Below are 23,044 nucleotides of genomic sequence, written 5' to 3' on the forward strand. Positions count from 1 at the left end.
ACTCAGTCCGCCGTCGCGCCGGCAGCCTGCACCAGCGGCGCCCACAGGGCCACCTCCCGCTGCACGAAATCCGCGTAACCTTCGGGCGTGAGGTCGCCCGGCGTGCCCCCGAGTTCCGCGAAGCGTGCGCGGACCTCCGGCAGGGCGACAAAGGCGCGCGTCTCGCGGTTCAGCCGGGCCACGATCGGTGCCGGCGTCCCCGCCGGGGCCGAGAGCCCGAACCATGAATCGCTGGCAAGGTCGAAGCCCTGTTCGCGGAAGGTCGGCACCTCCGGAAAAGCCGGGTGCCGCTGCGCGGAGGCAATCGCCACCGCAACGACCGAGCCCTGCCGGATATGCGCGACCGAGGAAGGCAGGCTGTCCGACATCATCGGCACCTGGCCCGCGATCACCGCCTGCATCGCCGGCCCCGCGCCGCGGAACGGAATGTGGTTGAGCTCGACCCCGAGCAACTGCCCCATCCGAACCACCATGAGGTGATTGGAGGAGCCGGCGCCCGAGGTCGCGACATCGAGCCCGCCCGGCCCGCGCGCCTTCGCCGCCGCGTCCTGCAGCGTGCGGATGCCCGCCCGCGGATTGGCCACCCAGACGGTCGGGTTGGAGACGACGAGGGCGATATGCGCGAAGTCGGATACGGCGTTGTAGCGAACCCGGTTGCGATAGACAGCCGGGCTGATGGCATGGCTGGCGATGTTGGACATCACCAGCGTGTAGCCGTCCGGCGCGGCGCGCGCGACCAGCTCGCTGCCCAGGGTGGCCCCGGCGCCGGCGCGGTTCTCGACGATGACGGACACGCCAAGGCGTTCCTGCAGCCCCGCCGCGACCAGACGCGCGACGAGGTCGGTCGTGCCGCCCGGTGCAAAGGGAACCACGAGCCGGATCGGCTGCGACGGCCATGCGGCCGCCTGCGCCCGAGCGCCGCGGCTTGCGATGCATGCAGGGATTGATCCGGCCAGCATGGTTCGCCGGCTGAGCGCCCAGGACATTGTGCCTCCCCAGTTCCCGGTTCGCCCTATCGCATGCGACCCTAAGCGCCGCAAGCCGCGTGCCTTGCCTCGCGGCCATCGACACCTATGCTTGTTGCACCGCATCCACGACCGGGACAGGAATCATGCTCCCCAACGACCCGCAGCGCGCAATCCGCGAGGCCACCGAGGCCGTCGCGCCGCACCTGATCGAGATGCGCCGCGACATCCACCGCGTCCCCGAACTCGCCTTCCAGGAGGTCCGCACCGCGGGCATCGTGGCGGCGGAACTCGCGCGGCTCGGCATCCCGCACCGCACCGGCGTCGGCGTCACCGGCGTGGTCGGCGAGATCAAGGGCGGTCGCCCCGGGCCGACCCTTGCCATCCGCGCCGACATGGACGCCTTGCCGATCCATGAGGAGACAGGGATCGCCTACGCCTCGACCGTCGATGGCCAGATGCACGCCTGCGGCCACGACATCCACACCGCGACCCTGCTCGGCGTCGCCGCCGTTCTGAAGGATCTGGCGCCGCAGCTCGCCGGCACGGTCCGCCTCGTGTTCCAGCCGGCCGAGGAAGTCCTCGAAGGCGCCGCGGCGATGATCGCCGATGGCGCGGCGAAGGGCGTCGACATGGCGATCGGCTTCCACAACCACCCGGACATGCCGGTCGGCAGCTTCGGCTTCGTGCGCGGCGCCTCGCTCGCCGCCTCGGACCGCTTCGACCTCGTCATCCGCGGCAGGTCGGGCCACGCTGCGCACCCCTATGCCGCCGTCGACCCCATCGTCGCCGCGGCGCATTTCGTCGCCCAGGCGCAGACGGTCGTGAGCCGGGAGATCAAGCCGCTGCACCCGGCGGTCGTCACCGTCGGCATGTTCCAGGGCGGCACCACCTACAACATCATCCCCGAGCGCGTGCACCTGAAGGGCACCGTCCGCACCCTGCATGCCGACGCGCGCGACACCGCCGAGGCCGCGTTGCGGCGCCTGGCCGACGGGCTGCAGACCTCGATGCGCGTGACCTGCGAGATGACCTATGCCCGCAAGGTGCCGCCGCTGGTCAATGACGACCGCGTGCTGGAACCCGTGATCGCCGCGGTGCAGCGCCAGATCGGCGTGGCGCCGGAGGCGGGCGAGCCCTCCATGGGTGCCGAGGACTTCGCCGAATTCGCCGCCCATGCGCCGGCGTTCCAGCTGCGCATCGGCTCGGGCGCGCCGGGGCGCGACGACCGCCTGCACAACGCCTTCTACCAGCCGGATGAGCGCTGCATCGCGCTCGGGGTGCAGGCGCTCTCGCGCGCGGCGCTCGATATCCTGTCGTGACGGAAGCCGGGGGGAACAGGGAACCTCTCCTCCCGGACGGGCATTCCTCGGCACTTGGGGGGCGGACCTCGGTCGTCAGTTCCCAACGGACATAAAAAGGGAGGGGGCGCGGGGGAGGTTCTCCTCCCCCGCCACCAGACAGAGGGAACTGCCATGACCCACCGCATCGCCGAACTCACCGCCCCCGAGGTGGCCGACCGGCTCGCCGCGGGCGCCGTCGCCATCCTGCCGATGGGCAGCCTCGAGACCCATGGTCCGGCCCTGCCGATGGGCGACTACCTGGTCGCCGAGGACATCGCCGGGCGCATCGCCGCCGCCGCGACGGTGCTGGGTGCCGATGCCCTGGTCGCCCCGGCGATCCCCTTCGGCGGGGAGGATTTCTTCGCCGGCGTCGCCGGCGGCATCACGCTCACCGTCCCGACGCTCACCGCCGTCATCGAGGAGATGGCCGAGGCCTTCCTGCGCACCGGCACGCGGCGGATCCTGATCGTCAACGGCCATGCCGGCACCATCGCCCCGGCCGAGGCCGCCGCCCGCGCCATCCGCCACCGCCACGGCGCCATCATCCCCGCGCTGCACCTGTGGCGGGAGGCCGGCAAGCTCCACGCCGAGCTCGGCGGCCCGGCCGAAACCTTCGGCCATGGTGGGGATCCGGTCGCCTCGGTCACCCTGCATCTCCGCCCCGAGCTCTGCCTGCCGCAGCGCGCCCGGCCGCGGCAGGCGACGGGTCCCTATCTCGGCACCCCGCCCACCGGCTTCGGCGCCATCCGCGCGCATGGCGTGGATTTCGCCGTGCCGATGTGGGTGGAGGAAGTCGCCCCCGGCGGCGTCGCCGCCCCCGATCCGCGCGCTGCCAATGCCGCGCACGGGGAACAGATCGTCCAGCGCCTGGTCGCGGCCGGCGCTGCCATGTGCCTCCATCTCCGGGACCACGCCCCATGACCCGCATCTGCGTCTTCGGCGCCGGCGCCATCGGCAGCCACCTCGCCACCCGCGCCGCGCTCGGCGGCGCGGAGGTCTCGATCGTCGCCCGCGGCCCGCACCTCGCGGCGGTGCGGGAGAAGGGCATCACGCTGCACGCCCATGACGGCGTGCACAATGTCCGCGTGCAGGCGGAATCCGACCCGGCCGCGATCGGTCCGGTGGATGCGGTGCTGGTCACCACCAAGGTGCCGGCGCTGCCCGTCGCGGCGCGGGCGATCGCGCCGCTGCTCGGTCCCGACACGCCGGTCGCCTTCGTCACCAACGGCATCCCCTGGTGGTACTTCCTCCGCCACGGCGGCCCGCGCGAGGGCGAGCGCATCCCGCTGCTCGACCCCGGGGCGGAGATCGAGGACCGCGTCGGCATCGCCCGCACTCTCGGCGGCGTCGTCTATTCCGCCAGCGCGGTGACCGAGCCCGGGGTCGTCACCTCCGAACATGCCGACATCCGGCTCTTCCTCGGCGAGCCCGACGGCAGCGTCAGCGAGCGCGCGCGGATGATCGCGCGCCACATCGAGGCCGGCGGCATGTCCTGCCCGGTGGTGGCCGACATCCGCCACCGCATCTGGGGCAAGCTGATGGGCAACCTGACCAGCGGGCCGCTCTGCATCCTCTCGCGCAGCGACATGAAGACGACCCTCGCCGACCCGGCGCTCTTCGCCGCCGCGGTGCGGATCGCCGATGAAGGCGCGGCGCTGGCGCTTGCCTATGGCCACGACCTCGCGACCTCCTCCGAGGCGCGCATCCGCCGCTCGGGCATGATCGCGCACAAGCCTTCCATCCTGCAGGACCTGGAACTCGGCCGGGCGATGGAGATCGACGCGCTCTGCACCGTGCCGCTCGACCTGGCGCGCCAGGCGGGGGTGGAGATGCCGACCTTCGAACTCTGCGCGCGGCTGGCGACGCAGGCGGCACGGGCGGCGGGACTCTACGCGGCGGCATGAGTGGGGTTCCGCCCCTCGCAAGCTCTCCCCACCGAAGGCCACAGGGCCCTTGGAAGCCGGCCATTGGCGCCGGGCAGCGCGGGTGGTGCAGGCCGTGACGGACGCGCACGGCGCCAGGTGATGGATTCCAAAGGCCTTTCGGCCTTTGGCGGGGTGGCTTGGAGGGGCAGGGCCCCTCCAACCTCATCAAACCCCCGCCAACCGCCGCAGCGGCTTCCGCCGCGCCGTCGCGAGCCGTTCCAGCGCCAGGTACACCACCGGCGTCGTGTACAGCGTCAGCACCTGCGACAGGATCATCCCGCCGATGATGGTGATGCCGAGCGGCGAGCGCAGCTCGGCCCCCGCGCCGGTCGCCAGCGCCAGCGGGACGGCGCCGAACAGCGCCGCCAGCGTGGTCATCAGGATCGGCCGGAAGCGTTCGCGGCAGGCTTCCAGGATGGCCTGCATGCCGCCTTCGCCGCCCGCGCGCTCGTGCTCCAGCGCGAAGTCCACCATCATGATGGCGTTCTTCTTCACGATGCCCATCAGCAGGATCACGCCGATCAGCGCGATCAGCGTGAAGGACAGCCCGGTGGCGAGCAGCGCCAGCAGCGCGCCGATCCCCGCCGTCGGCAGCGTCGAGAGGATGGTCAGCGGATGGATCAGGCTCTCGTACAGCACGCCCAGCACGATGTAGATGGCCAGCACCGCGGCGAGGATCAGCAGCGGCAGCCCTGACTGGAAGTCCCTGAAGCTGCGCGCATTGCCGGCGAATTCGCCGCGCACCGAGGCCGGCATCTGGATGTCGAGCGCCGCCTTCTCGATCGCCGCCGCAGCTTCGCCGAGCGAGACGCCTTCCGCCAGGTTGAAGCTGATGGCCGCCGCGGGGAACAGCCCCTGGTGGGTGATCTGGCGCGGGGAGATGCTGCGTTCCAGCCGCGTCACCGCGCCGAGCGGCACCGGCCCGTCGCGGCCGGGCAGGAAGATGCGGTCGAGATTCTCCGGCGCCTCGGTCAGCAGCGGGTCGATCTCCAGCACCACGCGATACTGGTTGCGCGTGCGGTAGATGGTCGAGACCTGCCGCTGCGCGAAGGCGTTGTTCAGCGCCGCGTCGAGCGCCTGCACGGAGATCCCTAGCCGCGCCGCCGCGTCGCGGTCGATGATCAGGCGGGAGACGAGGCCGGTGCGCTGCTGGTCGCTCGACACGTCCTCGATCTGCGGCACGGTGCGGAGCTGGCGGACCAGCGCCTCGCTCCAGGTGAAGAGCTCCTCGATGTCCGGCGTCAGCAGCACGTACTGGTAGGATGCATTGCCCTGCCGCCCGCCGACGACGATGTCGGAGACCGGGCGCATGAAGGTCTGCACGCCGGTCACGGTGGCGAGCGGCCGGCGCAGCCGGTTGATGACGTCGTTCGCATTGATCCCCGGCCGCTGCGCCTGCGGCACCAGCGTCAGTTGCAGCCGCACCGAGGCGGAGGAACCGAAGAACCCTCCGCCGCCGACCGAGGCGGAGACGTTCTCCACCGCCGGATCGGCGCGGATCACCTCCATCACCCGTTGCTGGTAGACGGTCATCTGCTGGAAGGAGGTGTCGGGCTGCGCCTGGACGAAGCCGAAGATCAGCCCGCTGTCCTGGTCGGGGAAGAAGCCCTTCGGCACCACCGTGTAGAGCCAGACGGTCAGCCCCACGAGGCCGAAGGTGAGCGCCAGCATGGTCCGCCGCCAGCGCAGCGCGACCGCGAGGCTGCGGATGTAGCCCGCGATCAGCCGGTCCATCCCCGCTTCGAAGGCGCGGCCGAACCAGCCGGGCGGGCGCGGCGTGCGGCTGGCGAGATGCGCCGCCAGCATGGGCGTGACGGTCAGCGAGATGAGCGCGGAGATCGCGACGGCGATGGTCAGCGTCGCGGCGAATTCGCGCAGCATGCGCCCCACCAGCCCGCCCATGAAGAGCAGCGGGATGAACACCGCGACCAGCGACAGGCTGATCGAGACGACGGTGAAGCCGATCTGCCGCGCGCCTTCCAGCGCCGCTTCCATCGGCTTCATGCCGCGCTCGGTGAAGCGGGCCATGTTCTCGATCATCACGATGGCGTCGTCCACCACGAAGCCGACCGAGATGGTCAGCGCCATCAGCGTGAAGTTGTTGAGCGAGAACCCCGCCAGCCACATGCAGCCGATGGTGCCGAGCAGGGAGAGCGGCACCGCTACGCCGGCGGCGAAGATCGCCGACTTGCGCCGCAGGAAGGCGGCGACCACCAGCACGACCAGGACGATGCTGATCAGCAGCGCGTGCTCCACCTCCTTCACGCTGTCGCGGATGGACTGCGACCGGTCGCGCATGATGGCGACGTCGATGCCCGCCGGCATCCAGCGCTGCAGGTCCGGCAGCAGCGCGCGGATGTTGTCCACCACCTCCAGCACATTGGCGTCGGCCTGCTTGTAGACGGTGACGATGACGGCGGGCCGCCCGTTGTAGAGGCCGGCCTGGCGGCGGTCGCGCGGACCCTGCTCGACACGGGCGATGCTGTCGAGCCGGACCAGCGCATCGCCGGAACGGTGGACCACGACGGAGGCGAATTCGCCGGGCGTGGTCAGCCGGTCGTTGACCGAGATGGTGGCGGATTGCTCCGGCCCATCGATGAAGCCGGTCGCCTGGGTGACGTTGGCGCGGGTGATGGAGGTGCGGATCTGGTCGAAGGAGATGCCGGCCGCGGCCGCGGCGGCGGGGTCCACCGAGACGCGGATGGCGGGCTGCTCGGCGCCGGCGAGGCTCACCTGCGCGGTGCCCGACACCTGCGCGATGCGCGGGGCGAGGATGCTGTCGGCGGCATCGTAGATGACGCCCGGCGCCACCGTGTCGGACGTCAGCGCGAGGATCAGCACCGGCGCATCGGCGGGGTTCAGCTTGCGGAAGGAGGGCGGGGCCGTCAGCCCCGAGGGCAGGTCGGGCCCCGCCGCGTTGATCGCCGCCTGCACGTCGCGCGCGGCGGAGGCGATGGAGCGCGACAGGTCGAACTGCACGATGACGTTCGCGCTGCCCAGGCTGGAGGTGGAGGTCATCTCCGTCACGCCCGGGATCTCGCCGAGGCGCCGTTCCAGCGGCGCGGCGACGGAGGAGGCCATGATGATCGGATCGGCGCCGGGCTGGCTGGCGCTGACGGCGATGGTCGGGAAATCGACCTTCGGCAGGGGTGCGACCGGCAGGTCGAAATAGGCGACGATCCCCGCGAGCGCGAGGCCGATCGCCAGCAGCGAGGTGCCGATCGGGCGGGCGATGAAGGGGGCGGAGATCGCCATGGCGCTATTCCGCCGGCTGCGCCCGCGGGCGATGGACCAGCGCGGCGGCGCGGGCGCGCAGCGCCTCCATCGCCAGGTAGATCACCGGCGTGGTGTAGAGCGTGATGACCTGGCTCAGCAGCAGCCCGCCGATCACCGAGATGCCGAGCGGCAGGCGCAGCTCGCTGCCCGCGCCATGGCCCATCACCAGCGGCACCGCGCCGAGGATCGCGGCGAGGGTCGTCATCATGATGGGGCGGAAGCGCAGGATGGAGGCCTCGGTGATCGCCTCGCGCGGCGACATCCCGTGCTCGCGCTGCGCGTCGATCGCGAAGTCGATCATCATGATGGCGTTCTTCTTGACGATGCCCATCAGCAGCACGATGCCGATCAGCCCGACCACCGACAGGTCGAGCCCGAACATCCGCAGCGCGAGCAGCGCCCCGATGCCGGCCGAAGGCAGGGTCGAGAGGATGGTGATCGGATGGATCACGCTCTCGTACAGCACGCCGAGCACGATGTAGATCACGATGATCGCGGCGAGGATCAGCCAGCCCTGGCCCGCCAGGGACCGCATGAATTCCGCCGCGTCGCCGCCATAGCTGCCGACGATGGTGTCGGGCATGCCGAGCTCGCTCTCGGCGCGCGCGACGGCCGCCACCGCCTCCCCGAGCGAGACGCCGGGAGCGAGGTTGAAGCTGAGCGTCACCGCCGGGAACTGGTCCTGCCGTGTCACCGTCAGCGGCCCGGGCAGGCGGGCGATGGTGGCGAGCTCGGCGAGCGGCACCTGTGCGCTGGTCGTGGTCGTGCTGCCATTGGCGGTGACGGAGCTGCTGCCCGGCACGCGCAACTGCCCGATCACGGCGGGGTCGCTCGCCATCGCCGGATCGATCTCCAGCACCACGCGGTACTGGTTGCTCTGCCCGTAGATGGTGCTGATCTGGCGCTGGCCGAAGGCGTTGTAGAGCGTGTCGTCGATCGCCTGCATCGTCACGCCGAGCCGCGCGGCGCGCGCGCGGTCCACCTCCAGCGCCAGGCGCAGCCCGTCCTCCCGCTGGTCGGTCGCGACGTCGCGCAGCTCGGGCAGGGCGCGCAGCGCCTCGAGCAGCCGCGGCGCCCAGGTGGCGAGCTCGACGGCCGAGGAATCCATCAGCGTGTACTGGTACTGGGTGCTGGAGGCTCGCGTGCCGATCTGGATGTCCTGCACGAGCTGCGGATAGGCGACGATGCCCGGAATCGCGGCGAGGCGCGGCGCCAGCCGGTCGAGCACCGCCTGCGTCTCGTCGTGGCGTTCCGCGCGTGGCCGCAGCACCACGGTCAGCCGCCCGGTGTTCTGCGCCGGGTTGATGGTGCCCGCACCGGCCACCGAGGCGACGGAGGCCACCTCCGGGTCCTGCGCGACGATCTCCGCCAACTGCCGTTGCAGGTCCGTCATGCGGCGGAAGGAGACGTCCTGCGGCGCCTCGGTCGTGATGGTGATGATCCCGGTGTCCTGCAGCGGCAGGAAGCCCTTGGGTACGGCGACATAGAGCCAGACGGTGCCGCCCAGCGTCAGCGCGGCGAGGGCGAGCATCAGCCCTTCCCGCCGCAGCGCCCAGGCGAGGCTGCGCGCATAGGCGCGGCGCAGCGCCTCGAACCCTGCCTCGAAGGCGCGGTTGATCGCGCCGGGGCGTTCCTCCTCCGCCGGGCGGAGCAGGTAGCCGCACATCATCGGCGTCAGCGTCAGGGAGATCACCATCGACACCAGCACCGAGACCGACAGCACGATGGCGAATTCGCGGAACAGCCGCCCGACCACGCCCTCCATGAACAGCAGCGGGATGAAGACCGCGATCAGCGAGACGGTCAGCGAGACGATGGTGAAGCCGATCTGCCGCGCGCCCTCATAGGCCGCTTCCAGCGGCGGCATGCCCTTCTCGACGAAGCGCACGACGTTCTCGATCATCACGATGGCGTCGTCGACGATGAAGCCGGTCGCGATGACCAGCGCCATCAGCGAGAGGTTGTCGATGGTGTAGCCGCACAGCGCCATCACCCCGAAGGTGCCGACGATCGACAGCGGCAGCGCGATGCCGGGCACGATGGTCGCGCGCACCGTGCGCAGGAACAGGAAGATCACCAGCACCACCAGCACGATGGCGATGACCAGCGTCATCTGCACCTCGGTCACCGAGGCGCGGATCATCTCGGTGCGGTCGGCGACGATGGAAAGCTGCGTGCCGGCCGGCAGGGCGCGCTCCAGTGTCTGCAGCTGCGCCCGCAGGGCGGCGACCGTTGCGACGATGTTCGCCCCCGGCTGGCGCTGCACGTCCACCAGGATCGCCGGCCGGCCGTTGTGCCAGGCGGCGGTGAGCGTGTTCTCGAGGTCCTCGACCGCGGCGCCGACATCGCGCAGGCGCACCGGCGCATCCCCGCGCCAGGCGATGATGACGTTCTCGAAGGCGGAAGGCGCGGTGAGCTGGTCGTTCGCCATCACCGCCGAGGCCTGCTGCGGCCCATCCACCGATCCCTTCGGCCCGGCGACATTGGCCGCGACGATCGCGGTCCTGACATCCTCGAGCCCGAGGTTGTAGGCGGCCAGCCGGTGGGGATCGACCTGCAGCCGCACGGCCGGCCGCATGTTGCCCTGCACGGCGACGCGCCCGACGCCGCCGACCTGCGCCAGCCGCTGTGCGAGCAGCGTGTCCACCGCATCCGACAGCCGCGCGACCGGCAGCGTGTCGGAGGTTAGCGCGAGCGTCAGGATCGGCGGGTCCGCCGGGTTCACCTTGGCGTAGGTCGGTGGGTAGGGCAGGGAGGAGGGCAGGGTGCCGCGCGCCGCGTTGATCGCCGCCTGCACGTCCTGCGCCGCGTCGTCGATGTCGCGCCCGAGGTTGAACTGCAGCGTGATGCGGCTGACGCCCGGCCCGCTGACCGAGACGATCTCGTTGAGCCCCGCGATCTGCGCGAGCTGCCTCTCGAGCGAGGCCGTGACCAGCACCGCGACCGTGTCGGGGGACGCGCCGGGAAGCTGCGTCGTCACCTGGATGGTCGGGAAATCGACCTCCGGCAGCGAGGACACCGGCAGGCGCAGATAGCCGTAGAGCCCGGCGAGCAGCACCGCGACCGCGAGCAGCGAGGTGGCGATCGGCCGCGCGATGAAGGGGGCGGAGATGTTCATTCTCCGCGCGTCACCTCGGCCCGCCGGGCGGTCCCGGCGGCAGCCCCGCGGGCGGTTCGCCGCGCTGCTGCGGGCGGCGCCGCTGCGGCTGCGGGGCACTCGGCGGCGGGCGCACCGGCTCGGCCACTTGCACCGTGGCGCCGGCGACGAGGCGCAGCGCGCCGGATGTCACCACGCGTTCGCCCGGCCGCAGCCCGCGTTCCACCACCGCCTGGGTGCCGGACACCACGCCGAGCGTCAGCGGCCGCTGCTCCACCGTGCTGTCGGCCCTCACGACGAAGGCGTAGGGTCCGTCCGGCCCGCGCTGCACCGCAACCAGCGGAATGGCGGTGACGTCCCGCAGCATCGCCACCTGCAGGCGGATGTTGACGAAGGCGCCGGGCCAGAGCCGCTGGTCGTCATTGGCAAAGGTGGCCTTCAGCCGGATCGTGCCGGTCGCCTGGTCCACCTGGTTGTCCACCGTGACCAGCGTGCCGACCGGGTTGGCCGGCGGCGGCGCGCCGTTCGCACGCGGGACCGTGGTGGCCGGCAGCCGCGCCTCCACCTGCACCGGGCCGTCGGCGATCGCCTGCATCACCTGCGGGAGCGCCTGCTGCGGCAGGGTGAAGGTGATGCTGATCGGGCGGATCTGCGTCACCGTGACGATGCCGCCGGAACTGCTCTGCACCAGGTTGCCGATATCGACCTGGCGCAGCCCGACGCGCCCATCCACCGGGGAACGGATCACCGTGTAGTCCAGTTGCACCCGCGCGCTGTCGATCGTCGCCTGGTCGTACTGCACCTGCGCCTCGAGCTGCGCGACGGTCGCGCGCTGCGTGTCGAGCGTCTGCTGCGACGCGCCGTTGCTGCGCACGAGCTGCGTGTAGCGCTGCAGGTCGAGCCGCGCATTGGCGAGCTGCGCCTCCCGCTGCGCCTTGGTGGCGACCGCCTGGTCGAGCGCGGCCTGGTAGGCGCGCGGGTCGAGCCGCACCAGCACGTCGCCCGCCTTCACCTCCTGCCCTTCGGTGAAGGCGATCTCGGTGATGCGGCCGGTGACCTGCGGCACGATGGTGATGGTGTTGAAGGCCTGCACCGTACCGAGCGCGTCGAGCACGATGGGCACCTCCGTCACCGCCGCCTCCGCCGCGCTGACCGGCACCGAGAAGCCGCCGCGCCCGCGCGGCCCGCCCGAAGGGCCGAAGCCCGCCGGCGCCGCCGCCGTCGCCGCGCGCTGCGCCGGCGAGGCAACGGGCAGCCAGCCGCGCTGCCACGCATACCACCCGCCGCCGCCGAGCAGCACCAGCAGCACCAGCCAGCGCCAGACGCGCCGGCGGCGCTGCGGGGGCGCCGATTCCAGCGTACCCGGCGGCTCGGGCAGCGGCGGGCGCGGCAGCTCGTTCATGGCGTCGTCCTTCCGGCGCCGGCCTGGGCCAGGCGCACGCTCTCCACCGTCCAGCCGCCGCCCAGCGCGGTGAACAGCGCGGCAGCCGCCTGCAGGCGCGAGGCCTGCGCCTGCGCCAGCGCCGATCGGGCATTGAACAGGGTGGTCTGGGTGTTGAGCACCGTCAGCAGGTCGATCGTGCCGGCGCGGAATTGCGCCTCGGCCACAGCATAGGCGCGTTGGGCGGCCTCCGCGCGGGCGGTCTGCAGCACGACCAGTTCCCGGTTGCGCTGCAGCGCGGACAGGCTGGTCTCGGTGTCCTGCAGCGCGGCGAGGATTGCCTGGCGGTAGGTCGCCAGCAGCTCCTCCCGCCGTGCGCGCGTCTGCGCGAGCTGCGCGCGCAGCGCGCCGCCGTCGAACAGCGTCTGGGTCAGGCCGACGGCGATGCTGTAGATCGTCGCCCCCGGGCGCAGCAGCGTCTGCAGGGCGATGCTCTGCAAGCCGCCCTCGGCGGTCAGCGCGATGGTGGGAAACAGCGCGGCGCGCGCCGCGGCGACGTCGGCGCTGGCGGCGGCGAGGTTCGCCTCCGCCAGCCGCACATCGGGCCGCCGTGCAAGCAGCGCCGAGGGCAGGCCGGGCGCGATCTCCGGCACGCGGATGGCGGTGAGCCGCTGCCCGGTCACGGTGATGTCCGCCGGCCGCAGCCCCGCCAGGGTGGCGAGCGCGAAGGTGTCGGCCTCCACCGTCTGCTGCAGGGGCGGGATCTGCGCGCGCTGCTGCGCGACGACGGCCTCCTGCTGGGCGACGTCGAGCCCCGTCGCCGTGCCGGCGGCGAGCCTCTGGCGCAGGATCGCGAGCGTGCGTTCGGCGATCCGCAGGTTGTCCTGCTGGACGGCGAGCTGCTCCCGCGCGCCGAGCAGGTCGAACAGCGTGGAAGCGACCGCGGATTGCGTGGTGAGCGTCACGGTGCCGATGCCGAACTCGGCGGCGGCGACGCTGTCGCGGGCCGCCCGTTCCTGCGCCTGCAGGCCGCCCCAGAAGTCGATCTGGTAGCTCGCCTGGACCGAGCCGCCATACTGCCGCCCCGCATTGGCGGGCACGCCCGGCGTGGCGGAGGTGCCGCGCGCCCGGCCGACGGACGCGCTGCCTTCGACCAGCGGCAGGAGCTGCGCGCCGGCGATCCGCAATGCCTCATCCGCCTGGCGCATGCGGGCGATCGCCGCCGCCATGTCGAGATTGCCCTCCATCGCCGCCGCCATGAGCCGGTCGAGGTCCGGCGCGCCGAATTCGCGCCACCATGCCGGATCGGGCGCCGCCGCGGGCGCCGGCGCGGCGCCGCCGGCGACGAAGCGGTCCGGCGCGCCGATGCCGGATTCAGCCGGCTCGATCGGCAGCGCGCAGGCGGCGAGGGCGACGGAGAGGATCAGCGCGCAGGCCGGCGCGCCGAGTCGCAGCAATGACGGATCGGATGATGCGGAACTGAACATCAGGCTGCGTTGCGACCATGGGCACACCCCTTCGCCGCTCTTTTTGGCCCGCTGCGCGCGGCGCCGCCAGTATCGAAAGGAAACCGAGCGTTGCGGCCGTCGGGCGGACGGCCTCCGCGTGACGGGCGAAGCCGGGTGGCCGGCCGGTGCTCCGGCAGGGTTCGGCCGCGACGTCGGAAAATCGGGACTGGATTGGTCCTGTTACATTGACAATGCGAATGAGTCGCATTTGCATACGCACGGAAAAATGACAGCAAAGGCCATCACCATGTCGCGCGCCCCCATGCCCACATCGCGTCCGGGAGTCGTCAGCCCCGCGCCGCACCGAAAGCTCATGGCCTGCGTCGTCGGTTCGATGCTCGCCGCCGCGCAGGCGGCGGCGCAGACCACCGGCGCCCCGGCGAGCCCCGCGCCCGAGACGCCGCCCGCCGCCGCCGATCCGGCCGCCCAGGCCGGCGAGGTCCGGCTGCCGCCGATCACCATCCTGCCCCCCGTCGCCACCACCGCGATGCGCAATCCGCGGCGGCTGTTCGACACGCCGGCGACGGTGGACGTGATCACGGGGGAGGAGATCGACCGCCAGCTCTCCCGCAACATCGAGGACGTCTTCCGCTACACCCCCGGCGTCACGGTGAACCGCCAGACCACCGGCACGGATCCCTTCAGCAGCATCGGCGGCATCACCATCCGCGGTGTCGGCGGCAACCGCGTGCTGACCCTGGTGGACGGCTTCCGCACCATCGAACGCATCACCGACGGCACGCGCGACGTCGTCGATCCGTGGAACCTCAACCGGGTCGAGGTGGTGCGCGGGCCGGGCTCCGTCCTCTACGGCTCGGACGCGCTGGGCGGCGTGGTGAACTTCATCACCCGCAACCCCACCGACTACATCCAGCCCGGCCGGGTCTGGGGCGGCGAGATGATCGCCAGCTACTCCTCGCTCGACGAGAGCATCCAGAGCCGCGTCACCGTCGCCGGCCAGGTGGAGGACTGGTCGGCGATGTTCTCCTACCAGCGGCGCGACGCGCAGGAACAGTCGCGCAACAATTCCCGCTCCCCCGACGGCATCTGGAACTGCACGCGCAACCTTGCGGCCGGGGCCACGCCCTGCAACCGCTTCGACGCGCAGGACATCGCCTCGGACAGCTACTTCTTCCGAGCGGTCTGGCAGCCCCTGCCGAACCTGCGGGCGCGCTTCACCGCCGACATCCTTCAGCGGGCCACCGATGTGGACCAGCGATACGACCTCGGCCCGGCGACCGGCGGCTTCACCAACGTCTTCTGGTACCGGCAGCAGGCGGTCGACCGCCGGCTCTTCTCGGCCGACGTGGACTGGCGGCCCGACTACGGCTGGCTCGACGGCGTGCGCGTCATGGTCGGCTACATGCCGCAGGAGATCGACCGCACGGGCCTGCGCGAGCGCCGGCAGTCGAATGGCCAGTACATCCGCATCGCCGACCGCCTGACCTATTCCGAGGACGTTCTGCAGGGCGAGCTCCAGCTCAATTCCAGCTTCACCCTCGCCGGCATGCGGCACGTCCTGACCTACGGCGTCTCCGCGAGCGACACCGCGACGGACTATGAGCGCGAGGACGTGACGGTGAACCTGACCACCGGCCGGCAGACCGTCGCGCGTGCCGGCGGCTTCAACTTCGCCAATGCCGACACCAGGCGCCTCGACTTCTATCTCCAGGACGAGATCAACATCTTCGACGGCCGGCTGACCCTGGTGCCGGGCCTGCGCTATTCCAACACGCGCATCTCGCCGCGCCCCGATGCCGACTACCGCGCCGTGCCGGGCGCGGAGCCGGAGACCCAGGACCGCGACAACGTCTCCTTCGGCTTCGGCGCGATCTACCGGCTCGACGAGACCTGGTCGCTCTACGGGAACTACGGCGAAGGCTTCAAGATGCCGACCGCCGAGCAGCTCTTCACCTCGCTGCCGGGCACGACCTTCAACCTGGTGCCGAACCCGAACCTGAAGCCCGAACAGGCGCGCAGCATCGAAGGCGGCATCCGGGTGCAGCTCCCCAACGCCTATGCCAGCCTCGGCGCCTTCCGCGTCGACTACCAGGACTTCATCCAGAGCTTCGTGTCGATCCCGGGCACGATCGACATCACCTACCAGAACCTCAGCGAGGTGACGGTGCACGGCGTCGAGTTCGCCGGCGCCTGGCGCTTCGCGCGCGAATGGACGCTGACCGGCGGCGCTTCCTGGCAGGAAGGCTGGCAGCGCGCCACGCCGACCTCCCGCCGCACCGCCTTCGACGGCGCGCGGCCGCTGAACATGACCGCCGGCATCACCTACGACAGCCGGGACTGGGGCACCACCGTCACCCTCAACGGCACCTACGCCTCCGAGGTCACGCGGGCGAGCACCTCCCAGCTCTACCTGCCGAAGTCCTACCAGGTGTTCGACCTGCTCGCGACCTGGCGGCCGCTGCCCTTCGTCGAGCTCAACGGCGGCATCATGAACCTGCTCGACACGCGCTACCTGCCCCTCGCGCCGGGCGGAACCAGCTACAACCAGTCGCAATTCACCACCGATGCCACCAAGGCGGCCAACCCGATCGAACTGCAGGTCGCACCGGGCCGCACCTTCCGCGTCGGCATGCGCGTCACCTGGTGAGGCGGCGGCGGCCCTGCTCCGGCGCCGGCGCGCCGGCGCGCCGGAGCGCCGGAGCGGTCTCCATCCGCGTGCACCCGCTCCGGCCCGGCAGCGGCGGACAACCTTCGGACCCGCGGCCGCACCGGCCGCGGGCGCGCTGCCCTACTCCGCCTCCCGGCACCACCAGGCGTCGTCGCCGTAGCTGTAGCGGGGGCGGCGTTCCGGCCAGGCGAAGCGGTCGGCGATGGCGAGCCGCCGCACCGGGTCGTAATGCGCCGGCACCACCAGCCAGCGCCATTGCAGCGCGCGGTCCAGCACCCGCGCGGTCGTCACCAGCGTCGCGCGGTCCTGCGCCGCGACGAGCCGGCCGAGCAGCCCGTCCAGCGCCGGATCGGCGATGCCGTTCAGGTTGCCGCTGCCGGGCCGCGCGGCGGCTTCGGAGGACCACAGGTTGCGCTGCTCGGCCCCCGGCCATTCCGGCGGGATGGTGAAGCGGAAGACCAGGTCGAAATCATGCGCGCGGGTGCGCGCGGTGAAGGTGGCGGCGTCCACCACCTCGAAGCGCGGCGCGATGCCGACCCGCCGCAGGGCGCGGAACCACACGCCGACCAGCGCCTGCTGGGAACTGCTCTGCGCCAGCACCGAGAGGGAGAAGGGCTCGCCGCTCGCCTTGCTCACCAGGCGCCCGTCATCCTCCCGCGGTGCCCAGCCGGCGGCGTCGAGCAGCGCCAATGCGCGTTCCAGCGCGGCGCGGTCGCGGCCGCTGCCGTCGCTGCGTGGCGGCATCCAGGGGCGCTCGAAGGCCTCCGCAGGGAACAGGCCGGGGAATTCCCCCATCAGCGCGCGTTCCGCCGCATCGGGGGCGGCGCGGGCGGCGAGTTCGGAATTCTCGAAGAAGCTCGCCGTGCGGCGGAAGGCGCCGTGGAACAGGGCGGCGTTCGCCCATTCGAAGTCGAGCAGCAGGCCGAGTGCCTCCCGCACGCGCGGATCGGCGAAGCGGGTGCGGCGCAGGTTGAAGGCGAAGCCGTTCATCCCGGTGATGAACCAGTGCGGCTGCTCGATGCGGCGGATGCGCCCCTCGCGCACCGGGGGCAGGTCGTAGCCGACCGCCCAGCGACGCGCGTCGGGCTCCTGCATCCAGTCCTCGCGGCCGGCCATCAGCCCCTCGAAGGCGGCGATGCGGTCGCGGTACCAGGTGACCTCGATGCGGTCGAAATTGTGCCGGCCGCGGCCGGTCGGCAGGTCGCGCGCCCACCAGTCGCGGTTGCGCCCGAACACCACGCGCCGGCCGGGCTCGACGCCGGTCACGCGATAGGGGCCGCTGCCGACCGGCAGCTCCATGGTCAGGGCGCCGAAATCGCGGCCTTCCCAGATGTGGCGCGGCAGGACCTGCACCTCGCCCAGGCGCAGCGCGCCGTGGCGCGCCTCGCCCGGCGGCAGGGCGAGGCTGATGCTGCGCGGGCCTTCGATGCGCGGGTCCGCGCGCTCCAGCAGGCTGCGGTGGAACGGCCTGCCGTGGCGCGCCAGCGCGGCGACGGTGAAGGCGACATCCTCGGCCGTGACCGGCCTTCCGTCGTGCCAGCGCGCCGTCTGCCGCAGGGTGAAGCGCACGCGCCGCGCCGGCTCGTCGATCTCCACCCGTTCCGCCAGATGGGCATAGGAGACGAGGGATTCCTCGGGCGAGGACATCAGCAGCGGATCATGCACCCAGTTCCACACGCCCATCACGAAGCGCCCGCGCAGGGTGAAGGGGTTCAGCGTGTCGAAGGTGCCCGCCTGCGCCATGCGGATGGCACAGCCCTTCGGCGCATCGGCGCGGACATGCGGGAAATGCGTGAAGCCTGCCGGCAGCGCGGGCTGTCCATGCGCGGCGACCGCGTCGTCGCGCGCCGCGGCGGAGAGGGGGAGCAGCAGCGCCGCCGCATATATGCAAATGCGAGTCATTCGCATATATGACCCCCAAGGAGGACCCCGCGTCCAGATGCGCCTCGGCCGCTACATCGCCCACCGCCTGCTGCTGATCCCGCCGACCCTGCTCGCCATCGTCGCCCTGAATTTCGCGGCGGCGCAGATGGCTCCCGGCGGGCCGGTGGAACACCTCCTCGCCACGCTGAACGGCGAGGTGCAGGACGCCGCGGAGCGCGCCCTCGGCGCCACCGCCGCCGAGGGCACCGCGGCCGAGCCCGCCCTGCGCTACCGCGGCAGCGAGGGCCTCGACCCGCGCCTCGTCGCCGAGATCGAGCGCCAGTTCGGCTTCGACAAGCCGCCGCTCGAACGCTTCCGGCTGATGCTGACGCGGCTGCTGGCCTTCGACCTCGGCACTTCGCTCTTCCTCGATCGCCCGGTCGCGGCGCTGCTGCTCGAACGGCTGCCGGTCTCGCTCTCGCTCGGGCTGTGGTCCACGCTGATCACCTACCTGGTCGCGGTGCCGCTCGGCATCGCATTGGCGCTGCGCCGCGGCGGGCGCTTCGACGCGGCGGCGACGGCAGTGACGGTCGTCGCGCATGCCATCCCCGCCATGGTGATCGCCGTGGTGCTGCTGGTGCTCTTCGCCGGCGGGCGGTTCTGGCAGATCTTCCCGCCGGGCGGGCTGGTCTCGGCCGACTGGGCGGAACTCTCCTGGCCCGCCCGCATCCTCGACTGGCTCTGGCATCTCTGCCTGCCGGTCGCGGCCATGGTGATCGCCGGCTTTTCCTCGCTGGCGCTGATGACGCGCAATCTCTTCCTCGAGGAGATCGGCAAGACCTACGTGCTGCTCGCCCGCGCCAAGGGCCTCGCGCCCCGCCGCGTGCTGTTCGGCCATGTCTTCCGCAATGCCATGCTGGTGGTGATCGCCGGGCTGCCGGGCGCGCTGCTCGGCATGCTGCTCGGCGGCGGCGTGCTGATCGAGGCGCTGTTCGGCCTGCAGGGCCTCGGCCTGCTCGGCGTGGATGCGACGCTGTCGCGCGACTTCCCGGTCATCTTCGGCACGCTGTGGCTGGCGACGCTGCTCGGCCTGATGCTGCACCTCGCCTCCGACCTGCTCTACGTCGCGGTCGATCCGCGCATCGGCTTCGGGGCCCGGCGTGGCTGAGATCCCGCTCTGGCGAAGCTGGCCCGCGATCGGCCTTGCTGCCGTCGCGCTGTTCGTGCTGCCGGCCGAATTCGTCGCCAATGACCGGCCGGTGCTGATTTGGCGGGATGGCGCGCTCACCTCGCCGGCGATGTCGCGGCCGACCGAGCGCCAGCTCGGCGGCAGCCTGCCCATCCCGGCGGATTTCCACGACCCGGCGGTGCAGGCGCTGCTCGCCCGCCAGGGCGCGGTGCAGATCTGGCCGCCCATCCGCTTCGCGCCTGACACCGTCGCCCCGGGCCTGCCGCGCGCCGCGCCGGCGGGACCCAGCCGGCAGCATCCGCTCGGCACCGACGACCAGGCGCGCGACGTTCTGGCGCGGCTGATCTGGGGGCTGCGGCTGTCGCTCGGCTTCGGGCTGGTCGTCACCGCCGCCTCGGTGCTGCTCGGCCTGCTGCTCGGCGCGGTGCAGGGCTGGCGGGGCGGGCTGACCGACCTCGTGCTGCAGCGGCTGACCGAGATCTGGGCCGGCGTGCCGCTGCTCTTCCTGCTGATGATCCTCGCCAGCGCGCTGGCGCCCAACATCTGGGTCCTCGCCGTGGTGATGTCGCTGTTCTTCTGGATGGCGATCGCCGGCGTCACGCGCGCCGAGTTCCTGCGCCTGCGCGCCCAGGACTTCGTCCGCGCGGCGGTGGCGATGGGCGCCTCGGGCGCGCGCATCATGCGCGTGCACATCCTGCCGAACGCGCTCGCGCCGACGCTGTCCATCGCGCCCTTCCTCGCCTCCGGCGCGATCACCATGCTGGCGGGGCTCGACCTGCTCGGCCTCGGACTGCCGCCGGGCACGCCGTCCCTCGGCGAGATGCTCGCCCAGGCGCGCAACAACCTGCATGCGCCCTGGCTCGCCGTGGCGGCGGTCGGCGCGCTGGGCGGGGTGCTGCTGCTGGTCACGCTGCTCGGGCAGAGGCTGCGCGATGCGCTCGACCCGCGCCTCGCCCCGGCGCGCCGCCATGTCGAACCGCTCGCCCTGCCGCCCGGCGCCCCCGATGCGGTGCTGGAGATCCGCGCGCTGGAACTCGATGTCGGCGCGACGCGGGCGCTGCGCGGGGTGAACCTGGTGGTCGCGCCGGGGGAGGCGGTGGCGCTGCTCGGCGATTCCGGCTCGGGCAAGACGATGACGGCGCTCGCCGCCTGCGGCCTGGCGCCGCCGCAGGCCAGCCGCATCGCCGGCTCCATCCGCATCGCCGGGCAGGAGATGCTGGGCGCGCCCGAAGCTGTCCGCCGCGCCCTGCTGCGCGACCGCATCGGGCTGGTTTTCCAGGAGCCGGCGGCGGCGCTCAACCCGCTGCATCCAGTGCTCCGCCAGGTGATGGAAGCGGCCGCGACCGCCGGGCTCGGCCGCGCCGCCGCGCGGGCGCGGGCCCAGGAACTGCTCGACCTCGTCGGCCTGCCCGAGGCCGTGGCCCGCCCGCGCGCCCTGCCGCACGCCTTCTCCGGCGGGCAGCAGCAGCGCGCCGTCATCGCCATGGCGATCGCGCGGTCCCCGGCGCTGCTCCTCGCCGACGAGCCCACCGCCTCGCTCGACGCCACGCTGCGCGGCACGCTGCTCGCGCTGCTCGACGGGCTGCGCGGGCGGCTCGGCATGGCGCTGCTGCTCATCACCCACGACGTCGATGCGGCGCGCGCCGTCGCCTCCCGCATCCTGGTCATGGAGGAAGGGCGAATCGTCGCCGAGGTGCCGCGCGAGCGCCTCGCGGCCACTGCCCCGCCTGCGCTGCAACGGCTGCTGGCGCCGCCGCCACCGCCGCCGCGCGACCCGCCGCCGCCGGGCCGTCCGGTGATGGAGGTGCGCGACCTCGCCGTGCGCTATGGCCGGACGGAGGTGCTGGCCGGCATCGACCTCGCCCTGCATCGCGGCCGTACCCTCGCCGTCACCGGGCCGTCGGGTTGCGGCAAGACCTCGCTGGCGCTGGCGCTGCTGCGCCTCGTGGATGCGCGCGGGGAGGTGCTGCTCGACGGCCGCCCGCTGCCGCCGGGCCGCGCCTGGCGGAGGCGCGCGCAGATCGTGTTCCAGAACCCGGCGACCAGTCTCTCGCCCCGGCTGTCGGTGCGGGACATCCTCGCCGAGCCGCTGCTGCTGCACATGCCGCAGCTCGGCGCCGCCCAGCGCGCGGCGCGCGTGCGGACGGCGCTGGCCGAGGTCGGGCTCGACCCCGAACTCGCGGCGCGGCGCCCCGCCGCGCTGTCGGGCGGGCAGCGCCAGCGCGTCGCGATCGCCCGCGCGCTGATCGCCGACCCGGACGTCGTGCTGCTCGACGAACCCACCTCCGCGCTCGACCGCAGCGTGGAAGCCGAGGTGCTGGCGCTGCTCGCCCGCCTGCAGGCGGCGCGCGGCTTCGCCGCCCTGCTCGTCACCCATGACCCGCGCGTGGTCGCGGCCCTCGCCGACGAGGAGCTGTGCCTCGACGCCGGCCGCATCGTCGCCCGGCGCAGGCCGGGAGCGACGCAATCCCTTCCCGTCACGGAGAACGTCCGATGAGCGACACCGACCTGCCCACCCGCTTCCTGCTGATCGCCACGCCGGTCCAGGCCGCCGCGCTGCTGCCCGCGCTCGGGCGCAGCATGGTCACGCTGAACCGCGCCGGTGCCACGCATGAGCGCATCGGCCCAGTCGAGTCGGCGACGGCGGAGGCCGGCACGCTGCGGATCGGCGGCGCCGCCCATGAATCGTCGCTGGCGCTGGACCAGGTCGCGCAGATCGTCGCCGACCGCAGCGGCGGCATGCGCGGCAAGGTCTTCCCGCGCATCGAGTTCCAGGCGGCGGACGGCACCGCGCTGCTGACGGTGATCGGCATGGACGGGCTCGAACCCTTCGACGCCGCCGTGCAGGGCTGGGCCGGGGCAGCGCTGGAGCCGCGCGCCAGGCCGGAAGCGCCCGCGCAGGCGCCGGATGCGCCGCCGACCGATCCCGGCCGCGAGGCGCTGGAAGCCCTGCGCGCCAGCGGCGGGGAGGTGGAGATCCGCATCGTCGCCGGTCCCGCCAGCCAGAGCTGGCGCGGGCGGATCGAGGAGGTGAAGCCCGCCATGGGCTTCGCCAATATCCTGCGGCCCGACTTCCACCTGCACCTGCGCGACGGCAGCGTCGCTGGCTTCCGCGCCAGCGGCGAGGACCTGGAAGCCCTCGACGCCGAGGGCGCGCCGAGCGGGCTGGTGCTGAGGCCGCTCGATCCGGCGGCGCGCGAGGCGCTCGCCCGCTTCGCATGATACCGAAGGCCGCCATTCGCGACCGCCGGCATCGGCCGTTTCGTGCCCTCGGGCGCCGCGCGCAAACCTCCAGCTTGCCTGGTTTCGCCGGCCTTCCTGCGGGCGCTGCTCCGCCCGCGCGTCCTTTCGGCCGTGTCGCGGGCCCTGGGCGATGCGGCGCCGGTCTTCCATTTCACCAACATCACCCAGAAGGCGACGGGCTTCGGCAGCGGCATCGCCTGGCATCGCGACGCGGCGAACCGCTACATCACGACGCGGCGGCGGCGCTTCCTGCACGTCCTGGTCTGCCTCGACGCCATGGGGCCGGGGAATGACGGGACGGGCTTCCTTCCCGGGTCGCATCGCGGCGCCGCGCGGATGGCCGTGGTGCCGCGCTGCCGGCGGGGCACGCTGCTGCTGGTCGATCCGCCGCGCGGGCCGGATCGGGAGGCGGTGACGGGGCGATCGGTATGGTCGCTGTGAAGCCGGAGGGGCCTTGCCCCTCCGGACCACCCCACCAAAGGCCGAAAGGCCTTTGGAAACCATGACTTCAGGGGGCGCGCCCGCCACGCGGGAGGCCGCCCGGGTGACGGGTTCCGAGGGCCTTTCGGCCCTCGGCGGGGAGAGGTGCGGAGAGGGGCGGCGCCCCTCTCCGCGGCTGCAGCGG

Annotated in this window: 14 protein-coding genes; 8 read left to right on the forward strand and 6 right to left on the reverse strand. The window is 72.5% G+C overall.

What is annotated here, in order from left to right:
- Positions 1–2: 2 nt before the first annotated feature.
- On the reverse strand, positions 3–872 hold the full coding sequence (locus GXW74_RS24450) for a Bug family tripartite tricarboxylate transporter substrate binding protein (RefSeq protein ID WP_211849212.1): 870 nt from the start codon (positions 870–872) through the stop codon (positions 3–5).
- A 239-nt stretch (positions 873–1,111) separates the two neighbouring features.
- Here GXW74_RS24450 and GXW74_RS24455 point away from each other — a divergent pair, with 239 nt between their 5' ends.
- From GXW74_RS24455 to GXW74_RS24465, 3 genes are all read left to right on the forward strand, one after another.
- Entirely contained in the window at positions 1,112–2,287 is a 1,176-nt protein-coding gene (locus GXW74_RS24455; protein ID WP_211849213.1) for a M20 metallopeptidase family protein, read from the forward strand.
- A gap of 153 nt (positions 2,288–2,440) precedes the next feature.
- Entirely contained in the window at positions 2,441–3,229 is a 789-nt protein-coding gene (locus GXW74_RS24460) for a creatininase family protein (RefSeq protein WP_211849214.1), read from the forward strand.
- On the forward strand, positions 3,226–4,212 hold the full coding sequence (locus tag GXW74_RS24465) for a ketopantoate reductase family protein (RefSeq protein WP_211849215.1): 987 nt from the start codon (positions 3,226–3,228) through the stop codon (positions 4,210–4,212). Before GXW74_RS24460 ends, GXW74_RS24465 begins: the two co-directional genes overlap by 4 nt.
- A gap of 186 nt (positions 4,213–4,398) precedes the next feature.
- Here the strand turns inward: GXW74_RS24465 and GXW74_RS24470 are convergent, their stop codons facing one another.
- The 4 genes from GXW74_RS24470 to GXW74_RS24485 are packed head-to-tail and all read right to left on the reverse strand — an operon-like array spanning position 4,399 to position 13,474.
- Positions 4,399–7,488 (reverse strand): efflux RND transporter permease subunit, encoded by a 3,090-nt coding sequence (locus GXW74_RS24470; RefSeq protein WP_211849216.1) that lies wholly within the window; start codon positions 7,486–7,488, stop codon positions 4,399–4,401.
- A gap of 4 nt (positions 7,489–7,492) precedes the next feature.
- A complete protein-coding gene (locus tag GXW74_RS24475; RefSeq protein WP_211849217.1) occupies positions 7,493–10,627 on the reverse strand; it encodes an efflux RND transporter permease subunit in 3,135 nt (1,044 codons plus the stop codon).
- Positions 10,628–10,637: 10 nt separating this feature from the next.
- On the reverse strand, positions 10,638–12,008 hold the full coding sequence (locus GXW74_RS24480; RefSeq protein WP_211849218.1) for an efflux RND transporter periplasmic adaptor subunit: 1,371 nt from the start codon (positions 12,006–12,008) through the stop codon (positions 10,638–10,640).
- Positions 12,005–13,474, reverse strand: a complete 1,470-nt coding sequence (locus GXW74_RS24485) for an efflux transporter outer membrane subunit (protein ID WP_211849219.1) — start codon at positions 13,472–13,474, stop codon at positions 12,005–12,007. The genes GXW74_RS24480 and GXW74_RS24485 overlap by 4 nt, the downstream gene beginning before the upstream one ends.
- 334 nt (positions 13,475–13,808) lie before the next feature.
- Between GXW74_RS24485 and GXW74_RS24490 the strand changes: the two genes are divergently transcribed.
- Positions 13,809–16,103 (forward strand): TonB-dependent hemoglobin/transferrin/lactoferrin family receptor, encoded by a 2,295-nt coding sequence (locus GXW74_RS24490; protein WP_211849220.1) that lies wholly within the window; start codon positions 13,809–13,811, stop codon positions 16,101–16,103.
- Positions 16,104–16,244: 141 nt separating this feature from the next.
- Here GXW74_RS24490 and GXW74_RS24495 read toward each other — a convergent pair whose 3' ends face one another.
- Complete coding sequence (locus tag GXW74_RS24495) at positions 16,245–18,026, reverse strand: extracellular solute-binding protein (protein WP_211849221.1); 1,782 nt, start codon at positions 18,024–18,026, stop codon at positions 16,245–16,247.
- A 37-nt stretch (positions 18,027–18,063) separates the two neighbouring features.
- On the opposite strand from GXW74_RS24495, the gene GXW74_RS24500 reads away from it, so the two are divergent.
- Genes GXW74_RS24500 through GXW74_RS24515 form a run of 4 tightly spaced genes read left to right on the forward strand, consistent with a single transcriptional unit; the run spans position 18,064 to position 22,860 of the window.
- The gene (locus tag GXW74_RS24500; protein ID WP_211849222.1) at positions 18,064–19,155 is read left to right on the forward strand and encodes an ABC transporter permease subunit; all 1,092 of its coding nucleotides are present in this window, start codon (positions 18,064–18,066) and stop codon (positions 19,153–19,155) included.
- Positions 19,148–21,673: an ATP-binding cassette domain-containing protein gene (locus tag GXW74_RS24505; RefSeq protein WP_211849223.1), complete on the forward strand. Its 2,526-nt coding sequence runs from the start codon at positions 19,148–19,150 to the stop codon at positions 21,671–21,673. The genes GXW74_RS24500 and GXW74_RS24505 overlap by 8 nt, the downstream gene beginning before the upstream one ends.
- On the forward strand, positions 21,670–22,398 hold the full coding sequence (locus GXW74_RS24510; RefSeq protein WP_211849224.1) for a hypothetical protein: 729 nt from the start codon (positions 21,670–21,672) through the stop codon (positions 22,396–22,398). The genes GXW74_RS24505 and GXW74_RS24510 overlap by 4 nt, the downstream gene beginning before the upstream one ends.
- 42 nt (positions 22,399–22,440) lie before the next feature.
- Complete coding sequence (locus GXW74_RS24515; RefSeq protein WP_211849225.1) at positions 22,441–22,860, forward strand: phytanoyl-CoA dioxygenase family protein; 420 nt, start codon at positions 22,441–22,443, stop codon at positions 22,858–22,860.
- The last annotated feature ends 184 nt before the right edge of the window (positions 22,861–23,044 follow it).

The sequence above is a fragment of the Neoroseomonas eburnea genome, assembly GCF_018129005.1.
GTDB lineage: Bacteria > Pseudomonadota > Alphaproteobacteria > Acetobacterales > Acetobacteraceae > Neoroseomonas > Neoroseomonas eburnea.

Excerpts from the sequence above, each read along its gene's own strand:
- GXW74_RS24500 (WP_211849222.1), top strand. The coding sequence starts at position 18,064 with ATGCGCCTCGGCCGCTACATCGCCCACCGCCTGCTGCTGATCCCGCCG.
- GXW74_RS24490 (WP_211849220.1), top strand. The coding sequence starts at position 13,809 with ATGGCCTGCGTCGTCGGTTCGATGCTCGCCGCCGCGCAGGCGGCGGCG.
- GXW74_RS24510 (WP_211849224.1), top strand. The coding sequence starts at position 21,670 with ATGAGCGACACCGACCTGCCCACCCGCTTCCTGCTGATCGCCACGCCG.
- GXW74_RS24460 (WP_211849214.1), top strand. The coding sequence starts at position 2,441 with ATGACCCACCGCATCGCCGAACTCACCGCCCCCGAGGTGGCCGACCGG.
- GXW74_RS24455 (WP_211849213.1), top strand. The coding sequence starts at position 1,112 with ATGCTCCCCAACGACCCGCAGCGCGCAATCCGCGAGGCCACCGAGGCC.
- GXW74_RS24495 (WP_211849221.1), bottom strand. The coding sequence starts at position 18,026 with ATGACTCGCATTTGCATATATGCGGCGGCGCTGCTGCTCCCCCTCTCC.
- GXW74_RS24480 (WP_211849218.1), bottom strand. The coding sequence starts at position 12,008 with ATGAACGAGCTGCCGCGCCCGCCGCTGCCCGAGCCGCCGGGTACGCTG.
- GXW74_RS24470 (WP_211849216.1), bottom strand. The coding sequence starts at position 7,488 with ATGGCGATCTCCGCCCCCTTCATCGCCCGCCCGATCGGCACCTCGCTG.
- GXW74_RS24465 (WP_211849215.1), top strand. The coding sequence starts at position 3,226 with ATGACCCGCATCTGCGTCTTCGGCGCCGGCGCCATCGGCAGCCACCTC.
- GXW74_RS24485 (WP_211849219.1), bottom strand. The coding sequence starts at position 13,474 with ATGTTCAGTTCCGCATCATCCGATCCGTCATTGCTGCGACTCGGCGCG.
- GXW74_RS24475 (WP_211849217.1), bottom strand. The coding sequence starts at position 10,627 with ATGAACATCTCCGCCCCCTTCATCGCGCGGCCGATCGCCACCTCGCTG.